11 protein-coding genes are annotated in these 13603 nt (G+C 61.1%); 5 read left to right on the top strand and 6 right to left on the bottom strand.

Going from position 1 to position 13603, the window contains the following annotated elements:
• Positions 1-210 precede the first annotated feature (210 nt).
• From nfsB to ABLU73_RS06730, 3 genes are all read right to left on the bottom strand, one after another.
• Positions 211-864, bottom strand: a complete 654-nt coding sequence (gene nfsB, locus ABLU73_RS06740; protein WP_004202485.1) for an oxygen-insensitive NAD(P)H nitroreductase — start codon at positions 862-864, stop codon at positions 211-213.
• A 119-nt stretch (positions 865-983) separates the two neighbouring features.
• Positions 984-1352, bottom strand: coding sequence for an MmcQ/YjbR family DNA-binding protein (locus ABLU73_RS06735; protein WP_004202487.1), 369 nt, complete (start codon positions 1350-1352; stop codon positions 984-986).
• Positions 1352-1933: a TetR/AcrR family transcriptional regulator gene (locus tag ABLU73_RS06730; protein WP_017899014.1), complete on the bottom strand. Its 582-nt coding sequence runs from the start codon at positions 1931-1933 to the stop codon at positions 1352-1354. The genes ABLU73_RS06735 and ABLU73_RS06730 overlap by 1 nt, the downstream gene beginning before the upstream one ends.
• A gap of 179 nt (positions 1934-2112) precedes the next feature.
• On the opposite strand from ABLU73_RS06730, the gene ABLU73_RS06725 reads away from it, so the two are divergent.
• Positions 2113-3228, top strand: coding sequence for an MBL fold metallo-hydrolase (locus ABLU73_RS06725; protein WP_074440955.1), 1116 nt, complete (start codon positions 2113-2115; stop codon positions 3226-3228).
• A 30-nt stretch (positions 3229-3258) separates the two neighbouring features.
• Positions 3259-3600 (top strand): RamA family antibiotic efflux transcriptional regulator, encoded by a 342-nt coding sequence (locus ABLU73_RS06720; RefSeq protein WP_004202492.1) that lies wholly within the window; start codon positions 3259-3261, stop codon positions 3598-3600.
• 17 nt (positions 3601-3617) lie between these two features.
• Here the strand turns inward: ABLU73_RS06720 and ABLU73_RS06715 are convergent, their stop codons facing one another.
• Positions 3618-3866 (bottom strand): DUF1158 domain-containing protein, encoded by a 249-nt coding sequence (locus ABLU73_RS06715; protein ID WP_002893037.1) that lies wholly within the window; start codon positions 3864-3866, stop codon positions 3618-3620.
• Positions 3867-4367: 501 nt separating this feature from the next.
• On the opposite strand from ABLU73_RS06715, the gene ABLU73_RS06710 reads away from it, so the two are divergent.
• The 3 genes from ABLU73_RS06710 to ABLU73_RS06700 are packed head-to-tail and all read left to right on the top strand — an operon-like array spanning position 4368 to position 11329.
• Positions 4368-7091 (top strand): cation-transporting P-type ATPase, encoded by a 2724-nt coding sequence (locus ABLU73_RS06710; protein WP_017899015.1) that lies wholly within the window; start codon positions 4368-4370, stop codon positions 7089-7091.
• Positions 7092-7143: 52 nt separating this feature from the next.
• A complete protein-coding gene (locus tag ABLU73_RS06705; protein WP_200983271.1) occupies positions 7144-8223 on the top strand; it encodes an efflux RND transporter periplasmic adaptor subunit in 1080 nt (359 codons plus the stop codon).
• A gap of 13 nt (positions 8224-8236) precedes the next feature.
• Positions 8237-11329, top strand: coding sequence for an efflux RND transporter permease subunit (locus ABLU73_RS06700; RefSeq protein WP_064150535.1), 3093 nt, complete (start codon positions 8237-8239; stop codon positions 11327-11329).
• A 348-nt stretch (positions 11330-11677) separates the two neighbouring features.
• Here ABLU73_RS06700 and ABLU73_RS06695 read toward each other — a convergent pair whose 3' ends face one another.
• Both ABLU73_RS06695 and ABLU73_RS06690 read right to left on the bottom strand, forming a co-directional pair.
• Positions 11678-12397, bottom strand: coding sequence for a phosphodiester glycosidase family protein (locus ABLU73_RS06695; RefSeq protein ID WP_004202500.1), 720 nt, complete (start codon positions 12395-12397; stop codon positions 11678-11680).
• A 47-nt stretch (positions 12398-12444) separates the two neighbouring features.
• Positions 12445-13560, bottom strand: a complete 1116-nt coding sequence (locus tag ABLU73_RS06690) for a YbdK family carboxylate-amine ligase (protein ID WP_032455676.1) — start codon at positions 13558-13560, stop codon at positions 12445-12447.
• Positions 13561-13603 lie beyond the last annotated feature (43 nt).

Here is a 13603-nt window from a genome sequence, read left to right as displayed (position 1 = left end):
CCGTATGCCGGGTCAGGCGCAGCCGCCACCAGGCATAAAATCGGCTCCGAGCCCGTTGTCATCGCCCGGCGGCGCTGCGTTTGCGCGGGCCTACGGCAAAGGGTAACTATCTGATATATGGATGGTTATGTAGGCCGGTTAAGGCCTGGCCGCCATCCGGCACTGACAAGCGGCACCAGAGGCGCCCGGTTAAAGGCGCCCGTGGAGAGATTAAATCTCGGTAATGGTCGTCGACTGCGGCAGACGCGACTTCGGCAGGGTAGCGTTGAAATCTTCCACGCTATGGTGGCCAACCGGGACCACCACCAGGCTGGTGTAGCCCTTGGCTTTCAGGTCAAATTCCTCATCGAGGATCGCAAAATCAACCCCTTCGATCGGCACGGCGTCGAGGCCCATCGCCGCTACGCCCAGCAGGAAATTGCCGACGTTGAGATACACCTGCTTCGCCATCCACTGATCGTCATCTTTCAGCTCTTTGCGGTGCATATCGGCAAAGAAGGTGCGACCCTTGTGGTTAGCGGCTTTTGCGTCAGGAGTGGCGAAACGGCCATCGGCCTCTTCCTGATCCACGACGCGCTGCAGCCAGGCGTCGTCCATCGCGGTTTTCGCGCAGAACACCACCACGTGCGAGGCGTCAAGAATTTTACGTTCGTTGAACACGTAGGTACCGCTGGCGGCTTTCGCCACGCGGGCTTTGCCTTCATCGGTGCTGGCAACGATAAAGTGCCACGGCTGGGAGTTAGTGCTTGACGGGCTGTACTGCAGCAGCGTTTTCAGCTGTTCCGCTTCCCCGGCAGTCAGCTTTTTCGTGGCGTCAAAGGCCTTGGTGGAATAGCGCTTCAAAGCGACCGATACGATATCCATAACTCTTCCTCACAGTTTACAGCACCTTACCGGTGCGTTCAGGAGAGGAAGAGTACAGCGAAGATCGCAAAATGATAAGGGTGAAAAATGCGATAACACTTATCGCGTTTGGCTGAAAATCAGCGCGGACGCAGGCGCTGCTGCGCCTTTTTGCTCAGCTTGTTCACCACCTGGTGCCACGAATCGTCAATCAGCTCGGCCAGCAGATCCTCGCTGATGTCGTCGCCCGGCACCACCGTGATCCAGTGTTTCTTGTTCATATGGTAGCCGGGTTCGATACTGCGATAAATTTCCTGATTGAGCAGCGACTTCTGCGGCTCGGCCTTCAGGTTGACCAGCGCCCGCCCGCGAATGGTCATGGTGATCATAAAGATGCGGCCGTCGACCTTAAACACATCGTACTCCGGCCCAAAGGGCCAGCAATGTTCGGTAAACGGGTAGGTCAGGGCGATACGGTGAGCGCAGGGATGCAGTGTTTCCGGCGTCATTAGGCGTCCGCCTCATGCAGGGCGTTCCACATGGCTTCAAAACCGAGGGCGATAATCTCCCGGGCGCGCTGCGGATCGTGGCTGGCGAATTCGATGGTGGTTTCCGCCAGCGACAAAAACAGGGCGTCGCCAAAGGCGCGATACGCCTCGCTGAGGAATATCTCTTTCACCGACAGCTGGCACATTTCGTTGAGCTCCGGAAAGCTCTCTTTCACCTGGCGGCGGGTTTCGTCAGTGATGCGCTCGCTGAGCGCCATTCGGCGGATCGCCTTGTGCTCCATCGGGTTGCGCACGCCCCAGTCGATATAGCTGTTCCAGATATTGCGCGCGTTCTCTTTCGGGCGCTTCTCGTCCGGATCCAGCCCGGCGATCATGGTGCGCACAAGGCGCAGCTTAATGGCGAGGTACAGTTCGTTGAGCAACTCATCCTTGGTAGCGAAATAGCGAAACAGCGTCCCCTCGGCCACACCGGCGCTGCGGGCGATGGCCGACGTCGAGGCGGCGATGCCGGACTGGGCGAAAGCCGCGGTGGCAGCTTCCAGTAACGCTTGCTTTTTATCTTCACTCTTTGGACGAGCCACTACTTTTTTCCTCACGCAGGTTTAAACAAACCGCCGATCTTTGCACGTCTGACCTGGTTGCTGCAACGGCGGAACGCAAAAATTGAAAATCGTCTTGACGACTTTCATCACATTCCTAATAATGAGTGCGTACTCACTCATAATCAAGTTATATCATAAAGCCTCCGGGATGGGGGCTTTTGTCTGGTCAGGATATGAACCGTGTCACTTTCAGCGTGGTCGCCATCATGTTACTCGCAGCAGCAACGACATTGCCGTTTGTCCTCAATGCCGGTTTTGGTAAGGCGCCGCAGGGGGCACAGCTTAGCCAGGTGGAAGCGTCCCCCCACTACCGGGATGGCCAGTTCCATAACCAGCTGCCCACGCCGGGGTTCACCGGGCAAAAAAATATGCTGGCGGCATGGTGGGATTTCCTGATGACCAAACGGGAAAACGCCCGTCCCGCGCAGCCGCTGCCGCTGGTGAAGACCGATCTGGCGACGCTGCCCCTCGGGCAGGACGTGATGGTCTGGCTCGGCCACTCCTCCTGGTATCTGCAGCTGGCGGGAAAACGCATCCTGATCGACCCGGTGTTCAGCGATTACGCGGCGCCGTTCTCCTTTATTAATAAAGCTTTCCCCGGCGACTATCCGTGGCGGGCGGAAGGGATGCCGGAGATCGATCTGCTGATCATCTCCCACGATCATTACGACCATCTGGATTACGCCACCATCCGCGCTCTGCTGCCGAAAATTAAGCGGGTCATTACGCCGCTGGGGGTTGGCTCGCATCTGCGTTACTGGGGGATGGACGGGGCGCTGATTACCGAAGCGGACTGGCAGCAGGCGATTCCGGTTAACGACGAGCTCATCGTCCACGTCCTGCCGGCGCGGCACTTTTCCGGCCGTGGGCTGAAGCGCAACCAGACGCTGTGGGCCAGTTTTCTGTTCGTTACCCCGCAGCAAAAGATTTATTACAGCGGCGACAGCGGCTATGGGCCGCACTTTAAAGCGATAGGCGATGAATTTGGTCCGGTCGATCTGGCGATCATGGAGAACGGGCAGTATGACCAGGACTGGAAATATATTCACATGATGCCGGATGAAACAGCTCAGGCCGCCGACGACCTGCGCGCTCGCGCGGTGCTGCCTGGGCATGCAGGACGATTCGTTTTGGCGAAACACAGCTGGGATGAACCGTATCAACGGCTGGCGGCTGCCAGCGAAGGAAGGGCCTGGCGTCTGCTGACGCCTGTGCAGGGCGAGCCGGTGTGGGTCGCCGATAAGACGCAATCATTTAACGCCTGGTGGCGCTAAGCGCCAGTGCAGTATCAGAGGAGAGAGCATATGACGATTTCCGCTCAGGTGATTGATACTATCGTCGAGTGGATTGATGACAACCTGCATCAACCGCTGCGTATTGATGATATCGCTCGCCATGCCGGGTATTCGAAATGGCATCTGCAACGGCTGTTTTTACAGTATAAAGGGGAGAGCCTGGGGCGCTATATTCGCGAAAGGAAGCTGCTGCTGGCCGCCCGCGATCTGCGTGACACCGATCAGCGGGTCTACGATATCTGCCTGAAGTATGGCTTCGATTCGCAACAGACCTTTACCCGCGTCTTCACCCGGACCTTCAATCTGCCGCCGGGCGCCTACCGTAAAGAGAACCACAGTCGCGCCCACTGAGGCGCGCCCTTCCTGGTTTAGCGTTCGAGCGAAAACCAGCGACGCCACACCCAGCGCAGCACCAGATACTCAATGGCGCCCAGTGCTAAGAACCACAAACAAAACAACACCGTATAAAGCTGGTTGAGATCCATCATATGGAATGTCTCAACCAGCTTTTGCGCCAGCGTCAGGCCCAGCGACGGCGCGGGCAACAGCAGACAGGAGAGCAGAGCCAGGAGCAGGATCCCGGCGGCGGAGAGGAGCGTTTCCAGCGGATGTTTCATGTCATGTTAATCATCAGTTAAAAAACATATTGTCCGGCAAAATAATCCCTAACGCAATATGCTTTGTATTTTACTCGCCTTAATGCGCTTCTGTTTAATATTATGGTCTGCCTTTTATTTCCATGTTAATTAATCTGAAATAATTTGTAATTAAATTAAAATCAGTCTCCTGTAAATTACTGTCATTATTATGCCAGCGCTTTTACAAAACTATAAGTGCTATATCCCACCAGCGTGGCAGCGATGATGGCCAGCAGGATGTACAGCGCCAGACGGCGTCCGCGGTAGATTCCAAACATATTTAACCTCGTTTAGTTTTGGTTTATTAATATTCTGTAATAGTTGGCTCGTGGAATTAACTTACCACATATTTTTTATTTTGCGAAAAATTTAGGCTTGTATTGGTTCACATTTTTATCGGCTTTTTCGCCACCTTTTACTGCATTGGCCAGGAATGATTTCAGGCTTTCCGACTCACGGAATTTATAAGGAAAATGTAATTTGACCAAGATGAATAACCCAAAGTTTACGACGCCCTCGGGCGACACCGCGCCACGGCAGGTCTGGCAGCAGACCGTTGACGCAGTGCTGGCGCAGACCAAAAGCCAGGCCGCTGGGTTAAGTTCCGCAGACGCCGCCGAGCGCCTGAATAGCTGTGGGCCGAACGCGCTGCCGGAAAAGAAAGGGAAACCGGCCTGGCTGCGCTTTCTTGCCCACTTTAACGACGTACTGATTTACGTGCTGCTGGCCGCCGCGGCGCTGACCGCCATCATGGGGCACTGGGTCGATACCCTGGTGATCCTCGGCGTGACGGTGATTAACGCCCTGATCGGCCATATCCAGGAGAGCAACGCCGAAAAGTCCCTGCAGGGGATCCGCAACATGCTCTCCAGCGATGCCCGCGTCCAGCGTAACGGCAAACATGAGACTATCCCGACGCGCGACCTGGTTCCGGGGGATATCGTTATCCTGCGCGCCGGCGACCGCGTGCCGGCGGACATGCGGCTAATTGAAACGCACAACCTGCGGGTGGAAGAGGCGATCCTCACCGGCGAGTCGACGGTGGTGGATAAAATCACCGACGCGCTGGAAGGCGACCTGCCGCTGGGCGACCGGGTGAACATGGTCTTCTCCGGGACCACCGTCAGCGCCGGCGGCGGCGTCGGCGTGGTGACCGCCACCGGCGCGCAGACCGAACTCGGCCACATTAACCAGATGATGGCGGGCATTGAGAAGCACCGCACCCCGCTGCTGGTGCAGATGGATAAGCTCGGCAAAGCGATTTTCGTCATTATCCTCGCCATGATGGTGGCGCTGTTTATCTTCAGCCTCGCGCTGCGGGATATCCCGATGGGCGAGCTGCTGCTGTCGCTGATTAGCCTGGCGGTGGCCGCGGTACCGGAAGGACTGCCGGCGATCATCTCAATTATTCTGTCGCTCGGCGTGCAGACGATGGCGCGCAAGCGGGCGATTATCCGTAAGCTGCCGACCGTGGAAACCCTCGGCGCCATGACCGTGGTCTGCTCGGATAAAACCGGCACCCTGACGATGAACGAAATGACCGTCAAGGCGATCATCACCGCCGACTGCTGCTACCGGGTGGAAGGCGACAGCTATGAGCCGCAGGGGCGGATCTTCCTTGAGGGGAGCGATGAGCCCGTGCAGGTTCAGCCGGGTACCGTGCTGGAGACCTGGCTGCGCACCATCGACCTGTGCAACGACAGCCAGCTTATCCAGGATGAGCGCGGCCTGTGGGGGATCACCGGCGGGCCAACCGAAGGGGCGCTGAAGGTGCTGGCGGCGAAAGCGCAGCTCCCGGCGGTGGAGGCCCGTCTGGTGGCCAAGATCCCCTTTGACTCGCAGTACAAATATATGTCCACGCTGCAGCACATCGATGGCGATGCCCGGGTGTTAATCACCGGTGCGCCGGACGTCATCTTCGGCATGTGCCGTGAGCAGATGAGCCGCCAGGGCGCGGTGCCGTTCGAGGCGCAGTACTGGGAAGAGGAGATGGCGCGCTTCGCCCGTCAGGGGCTGCGCATGGTGGCGGCGGCCTGTAAGCCGGCCAGCCTTGATGCCACCACGTTGAACCATGAGGATCTGCAGGAGGGACTGATTTTCCTCGGCATAGCCGGGATGATGGATCCGCCGCGTCCGGAAGCCATTGACGCTATCCACGCCTGCCAGACCGCCGGCATCCGCGTGAAGATGATCACCGGCGACCACCCGCAGACGGCGATGAGCATCGGCCAGATGCTGGGGATCACCAACAGCAGCCAGGCCATGACCGGCTACCAGCTGGAGCACATGGACGATGCGGCGCTGGCGAAGGCGGCGGTGGAGTACGACATCTTTGCCCGCACCAGTCCGGAGCATAAGCTGCGCCTGGTGAAAGCCCTGCAGGATAACGGCGAAGTGGTCGGCATGACCGGCGACGGCGTCAACGACGCGCCGGCGCTGCGCCAGGCCGACGTGGGTATCGCGATGGGTATCAAAGGTACCGAAGTCACCAAAGAGGCGGCTGACATGGTGTTGACCGATGATAACTTCGCCACCATCGCCAGCTCGGTAAAAGAGGGCCGTCGGGTCTATGACAACCTGAAGAAGACCATCCTCTTCATCATGCCGACCAACCTGGCGCAGGGGCTGCTGATCATCATCGCCCTGCTGGCGGGGAACATGATTCCGCTGACCCCGGTGCTGATCCTGTGGATGAACATGGCGACGTCGGCGACGCTCTCCTTCGGCCTGGCCTTTGAGGCCGCGGAGCGCAACGTGATGAACCGCCCGCCGCGTAAAACCGGCCAGCACGTGATGGATGGTTTCGCCGTGTGGCGGGTGGCTTTTGTCGGGTCTATGATTGCTATTGCCGCCTTTATCCTTGAGGCCTGGCTGGCGCCGCGCGGTCACAGTCCGGAGTTTATCCGCACCGTGCTGCTGCAGATGCTGGTGACGGCGCAGTGGGTCTACATGATCAACTGCCGCAGCAGCGACAGCTTCTCCCTGAGCATGGGCCTGCTGCGCAACAAAGGCATCTGGCTGGTGACCGGTGTCCTGCTGCTGATGCAGCTGGTGATTATCTATGTCCCGCTGATGCAGAACATGTTTGGCACGGAAGCGCTGCCGCTGCGCTACTGGTTTGTCACCCTGGTCATCGGCATCGCCATGTTCCTGGTGGTGGAAATCGAGAAGCGTCTGACGCGCCGGTTCCGCAAAACGGCCTGATCGATCTCGCGCGCCTCGCCGCAGGCGCGCGTTACTGTCGCAAGGATCCCCTATGATTAAAACCTTCCGCTTTGCGCTGCTGGCTAGCGCCCTGGCCAGCAGCGCCCTGACGGCCACCGCCGCGCCGGCGGTGCCGGTCCGCGTCGCCACAGCCGAACTGGCTCCTCATGCTGAAGAACGCGCCATCCCCGGACGGGTCGAGGCAATCCGCGCCGTCGACATTCGCGCGCGCACCGAAGGGGTGATTGTTCAGCGCCACTTCCAGGACGGGCAGTATGTGACCGAGGGCGACCTGCTGTTTACCCTCGACGACGCACAGCCCCGCGCGGCGCTGGCCCTGGCGCAGGCCGAGCTGAAAAGCGCAGAGGCCTCATTACGCCAGTCGCAACAGCTGCTCACTCGCTACGAGCGACTCATCAACAACCACTCCATCAGCCGCAACGACGTCGACACAGCCCGGATGCAGCGCGACGTCGCCGCCGCCGCTGTGCAGCAGGCGAAAGCCCGCGTCGAGGCCCAGCAGATTGTGCTCAGTTATACCCGGATTGCGGCGCCGGTGACCGGACGGGTGGGCCACAGCGCCTTTCACGTCGGGACGCTGATTAACCCATCCAGCGGAGTGCTGGTGGACATTGTGCAGCTGGATCCGGTGCGGGTGTCGTTCGCCCTCGACGAAGCCGCGTTTTTCAGCAAAACCGGCCAGCATGCCGACATCCACGCTCTGAAGCAGGCGTGGTTGGCGCAGATTGACGTGGATGGCAAACGGCGCGATGGGGTGTTGACCTCCATCGATAACCGGATTGACGCCCGCACCGGCAGCGTGGCGGTGCGGGCGGAGTTCGCCAATCCGCAGCACCGTCTGCTGCCGGGCGGCAGCGTAACAATCCTGTTCCGTCCGCAGGAGCTGCATTCACGGGTGATGATCCCGGCCGCCGCCGTGCAGCAGGATCCGCAGGGCTTTTTCAGCTGGGTGCTGAAGCCGGACCATACCGCCGGGCAGCGTCGTCTGACCCTCGCCGGGCAGCAGGGGCAGCAGTTTGCGGTTGAGAAAGGGCTGCAGGCGGGCGAGCAGGTGATCACCGACGGCGCGCAGCGTTTACGCGAAGGCGCCGCGGTACAGGTGCTGAACTAAGTAAGGAGAAGGGATGCTGACCTTTTTTATCCGTCGTCCGCGATTTGCCATGGTGATCGCGCTGCTGCTGACCTTTGTCGGCGCGGTGTCGCTGAAGCTGATCCCGGTGGAGCAGTACCCGGCGATCACGCCTCCGGTGGTGAACGTTACCGCCAGCTGGCCAGGCGCCAGCGCGTCAGACGTGGCGGAGGCTATCGCCGCCCCGCTGGAGACCCAGCTCAACGGCGTCGATCATATGCTGTATATGGAGTCCACCAGCTCGGATGAGGGAACGTACCGCCTGAGTATTACCTTCGCGGCGGGCACCGATGCCGACCTGGCGGCGATCGACGTGCAAAACCGGGTGTCGCAGGCGCTGGCGCAGCTCCCGGCGGAGGTGCAGCAGAATGGGGTCCAGGTACGCAAGCGCGCCAGCAACCTGCTGATGGGGGTAAGCCTTTATTCGCCGCTGGGCACGCTGTCGCCGCTGTTTGTCAGTAACTACGCCAGCACCCAGGTACGCGAGGCGCTGGCGCGCCTGCCCGGCGTCGGCGAGGTGCAGATGTTTGGCGCCCGGGATTACAGTATGCGCATCTGGCTGCGTCCGGACCGCATGAACGCCCTCAACATCACCACGGATGACGTTGCCCAGGCGCTGCGCGAGCAGAATGTGCAGGGCGCGGCGGGGCAGGTGGGCACCCCGCCGGTATTCAACGGTCAGCAGCAGACGCTGACCATCAACGGGCTGGGGCGTCTGAACGAGGCGGCCAGCTTTGGCGAGATTATCCTCCGCCGCGGCGCGCAGGGGCAGCTGGTTCGCCTCGCTGACGTGGCGACCATCGAGCTGGGCGCCCGCAGCTACAGCTCCGGCGCGCAGCTGAACGGTAAAGCGTCGGCCTATCTGGGGATCTACCCGACGCCCACCGCCAATGCCCTGCAGGTCGCCAGCGCAGTGCGCGCTGAGCTTAACCGCCTGCACACCCGCTTTCCGGCGGATCTCACCTGGGAGGTGAAGTTCGATACCACCCGCTTTGTGGCGGCGACGATCAAAGAGATCGGCGTCTCGCTGGCGCTGACCCTGCTGGCGGTGGTCGTGGTGGTGTCGCTGTTCCTGCAGAGCTGGCGGGCGACGCTGATCGTAGTGCTGGCAATCCCTGTGTCACTGATCGGCACCTTTGCGGTGCTCTATCTGCTGGGCTACAGCGCCAACACCCTCAGCCTGTTCGCGATCATTCTCGCCCTGACGATGGTGGTGGATGACGCCATTGTGGTGGTGGAGAATGTGGAAACCAAAATGGCGGAAGGGCTGGATCGCCTGCAGGCCACCGCCCAGGCGCTGCGGCAGATCGCCGGGCCGGTGATCGCTACGACCCTGGTGCTGCTGGCGGTGTTTGTGCCGGTGGCGCTGCTCCCGGGGATCGTCGGCGAGCTGTACCGGCAGTTTGCCGTGACGCTCTCCACCGCGGTGGCCCTGTCGAGCCTGGTGGCGTTAACCCTAACCCCAGCCCTCTGCGCGCTACTGCTGCGCCCGCGTCCCGCCCGGCCGGCGGCGGTGTGGCGGGCGTTTAACCGTCTCCTCGACGGCACCCGCGACGGCTATGGCCGGCTGGTTGGCTGGATGAACCGCCGCCCCTGGCTGGCGCTGGCGGCGACGGTCGCGGCGGGCGCGCTGGTGGCGTTCAGCTTTAGCTCAATGCCGAAAGGCTTCCTGCCGCAGGAAGATCAGGGTTACCTGTTTGCCAGCGTGCAGCTGCCGGAGGCGGCGTCGCTGGAGCGTACCGAAGCGGTGATGGCCCAGGCGCGCAAGCTGCTGATGGCTAACCCGGCGGTGGAGGATGTGATTCAGGTGTCCGGCTTCAACATTCTCAACGGCACCAGCGCCTCTAACGGCGGGTTTATCTCGGTAATGCTCAAGGACTGGCATCAGCGGCCGCCGCTGGATGCGATGATGGCGGATATCCAGCGCCAGCTGCTGTCGCTGCCGGAGGCGACGATCATGACCTTCGCGCCGCCGACCCTGCCGGGCCTGGGCAATGCCTCGGGATTTGACCTGCGCATCCTGGCGCAGGCCGGTCAGTCGTCGGCGGAGCTGGAGCAGGTGACGCAGGAGATCCTTCAACTGGCGAAACAGCATCCGCAGCTGAGCCGGGTGTTTACCACCTGGAGCAGCAACGTGCCGCAGCTGACCCTGACGGTCGACCGCGATCGGGCGGCGCTGCTGGATGTGCCGGTGGCGCAGATCTTCAGTAGCCTGCAGACGGCGTTCGGCGGCACGCGCGCCGGTGATTTCAGCCTTAACAACCGTGTCTATCATGTGGTGATGCAAAATGAGATGCAGTGGCGCGAGCGGGCTGAGCAGATTAGCGAGCTGTACGTCCGCAGCCGCGACGGCGAGCGGGTGCGGCTGAGCAATCTGGTCACCATTACGCCGACGGTGGGGGCGCCGTTTATTCAGCAGTACAACCAGTTCCCGTCCGTGTCGGTGAGCGGTTCAGCGGCCGAGGGGGTCAGCAGCCGTACGGCGATGGCGGCTATGGAGCAGATTCTGCAGGCCCATCTGCCGCCGGGGTATGACTACGCCTGGAGCGGCATCTCCTGGCAGGAGCAGCAGACCGGCAATCAGGCGGTGTGGATCGTGCTGGCGGCGGTGGCGATGGCGTGGCTGTTCCTGGTGGCGCAGTATGAGAGCTGGACGCTGCCGGCGAGCGTCATGCTTTCGGTGCTGTTCGCCATCGGCGGAGCGCTGCTCTGGCTGTGGACGGCGGGCTATGCCAACGATGTGTATGTCCAGATAGGACTGGTGCTGCTGATCGCCCTGGCGGCGAAGAATGCGATTCTGATCGTTGAGTTTGCCCGCAGCCGGCGCGAAGAGGGATTGTCGATAGTCGACGCCGCGCGCGAGGGCGCCACCCGCCGCTTCCGCGCGGTGATGATGACCGCGGTGTCGTTTATTATCGGCATCATGCCGATGATGCTCGCCACCGGCGCCGGGGCGCAGAGCCGGCGGATCATCGGCACCACGGTGTTCAGCGGAATGCTGGTGGCGACGATGGTTGGCATCCTGTTTATTCCTTCGCTGTATGTTCTGTTTCAGCGTATGCGCGAGTGGGCACATCGGCGGGGGTAAGCGCGGCGTTACCGGTCGGTAACGGGGATACTCCAGGCTGCAACGACTACCGGGCGGTCCCCTCTCCCTTAGGGAGAGGGGGAGGGTGAGGGGGGGTTTTGCGTTCACGTTGCGTTTGGGCGTGAGCCCCGCCTTATCTGCCGACCTCCGGTTAGCCGATTTCAGCGGGAATCGGCCCTGCTGCACGCCCGTAGATTTCAGGGGCCATATCATAGCGAACAGACTCTGTAGGCCCGGTAAGCGCAGCGCCACCGGGCAAGGACATCGGGCACGGCGGCAATACCTTGCCCGGCCTGCCGTTAATTTATTCACTCTCCTGGCTGGAATGGCCGCCCCCAAACGCGCCCGCTATTTCCTCTCCACCGTTATCATGGTCACGAACGGATGATATTGCCACGGCACGCTGCCGCCTTTGCGGTACATCTTCGACAGGGTGCCGTCGAGATAAAGCATCTGCCGCACCCCAAGCTTTGACTGCGCATAGCAGGCAAAATCATAGAAGTTGGTCTCGCGATCGCTGAGCATAAACACCACCCGGCCTTGCTTATCGATGCCAACCCCGTTGCGCAGTTTGCGCGAGCTGGCGGAGGGCTTCAGCCGCCAGTTGATGACGCCATTCTCAATCAGCATCGGGCCGGACTGCACCGCATAGCGGATGGCGGGAGAGCGTTTGTACGCCGGCAGCGGCACGATTTTTGCCCGGCCGTTCTCCACCAGGAATACGCCGCCGGGGCGGATAAAGAAGTTCCCGCCGCCGGCGGAGCGGTTTACCGGCGTCAGGCGTTTGCCGTCTTCGATATACAGCCCCAGCGGCGCGTAGGCCTTATCGTAAATGCCGCCGTTCATCGCCATCTGCACCCGGCCATCGCCATCGATACCCGCCAGCAGCGAACGCAGGGAACCCCAGGCTTTACCGTGCCGATCCAGCCAGTACATTGCAATGCGCTCTTTCTGCGCATCCACCCGATAGCTCTGCAGGGTTAGCGTCGGGTCGGTGAGGGTACAGGCGGCGCTGGCGACGGCGGCCAGGGGCAGCAGCGCCAGGGGGAGCAGGCAGCGTAATAACATGGGCAATCCTTTCTATGGTCTGCGCCGAGTATACCCGCCTCGCTGTCTTATGCCGCCCAAATCTCACAGTGTTTTTGCACCAGCCCGGAAAGCGAACCGCCGTTGGCGATAAACTCGCGCATCTGCTGCGCCTCGCTGTGCGGCGATTTCGCCTGGCGAACCACCGCCTCCAGCGCCGGCGTCGCCTTCAGCTGATGGGCGAAAGGTGCCAGCCGGTCGGCGAGCTGCAGGATCTCCTGACGGATGCTGCGCTGCTCCCCGCTGCGCACGTCGGTAAGGGTTCCGTCCAGCCCGTAGCGGCAGGCCTGATAGCGGTTAAAAGGATACAGCAGATAATCGTCAGGCTGGTGCTTAAAAGGACGCTCCGTCAACAGCCAGCAGGCCAGGGTCTGAATAAAGCCAGCGATATGGATCGCCTGGGCGAGGGTCAGGGGGGTGTCCATCACCCGCACCTCGACGGTACCAAACTGCGGGCTGGGGCGAATATCCCAGTGCAGATCCTTCATGCTGTCGATCATGCTGGTGTAGCTCAGCTGGCGGAACAGGCGACGAAACCCCTGCCAGTCGGCCACCCACGGCATCGGACCGTTGTCGGGATAAGAGGAGAAGCGGTTGAGGCGCGAACAGGCGAAGCGGCTGTCGGTGCTGTCGAACCACGGCGAGGCGGCGTTGAGGGCGATGAAGTGCGGCACAAAGCGCGACAAGCCGTGCAGCAGATAGATGGCGTCGTCGCCGCTCTGGCAGCCGACGTGCACATGCTGGCCAAAGACCGTCGCCTGTTGCGCCAGATAGCCAAAATGCTCGACGGTTTTGACATAGCGCGGATTGTCGCTGATCTGCTGACGCTGCCAGGCATGAAAGGGGTGGGAACCCCCGCCGCAGATCTGCAGATGATGATGCAGCGCCGCGCGCTGGACCGCCTGCTGGATGGCGCTGAGCTGGATTTGCGCATGGCTGATGTCGCGGCACACCCCGGTGGCGATCTCCAGCATGCTCTCGGTGATATCGTGCTTGGCTTCTCCCACGGTCAGCTCATGCTGGACGTCGGCAATCAGCGTCGAGGCATCCTGGCTGAGGTCGTAACCCGGCGGGTTCACCACCTGCAGCTCCAGTTCGATACCGAGGGTAAAAGGATCGGAGCGGTGAAAATCGGCTAAAGGCATAGTCTCTCCCGGTCGATGTGTTCCCTGAAGTATAGAAGGGATT

This window comes from Klebsiella sp. GG_Kp175 (genome assembly GCF_040062325.1).
In the GTDB taxonomy this organism is placed as follows: Bacteria; Pseudomonadota; Gammaproteobacteria; order Enterobacterales; family Enterobacteriaceae; genus Klebsiella; species Klebsiella quasipneumoniae.
This window is presented reverse-complemented; position numbering and strand designations above follow the sequence as displayed.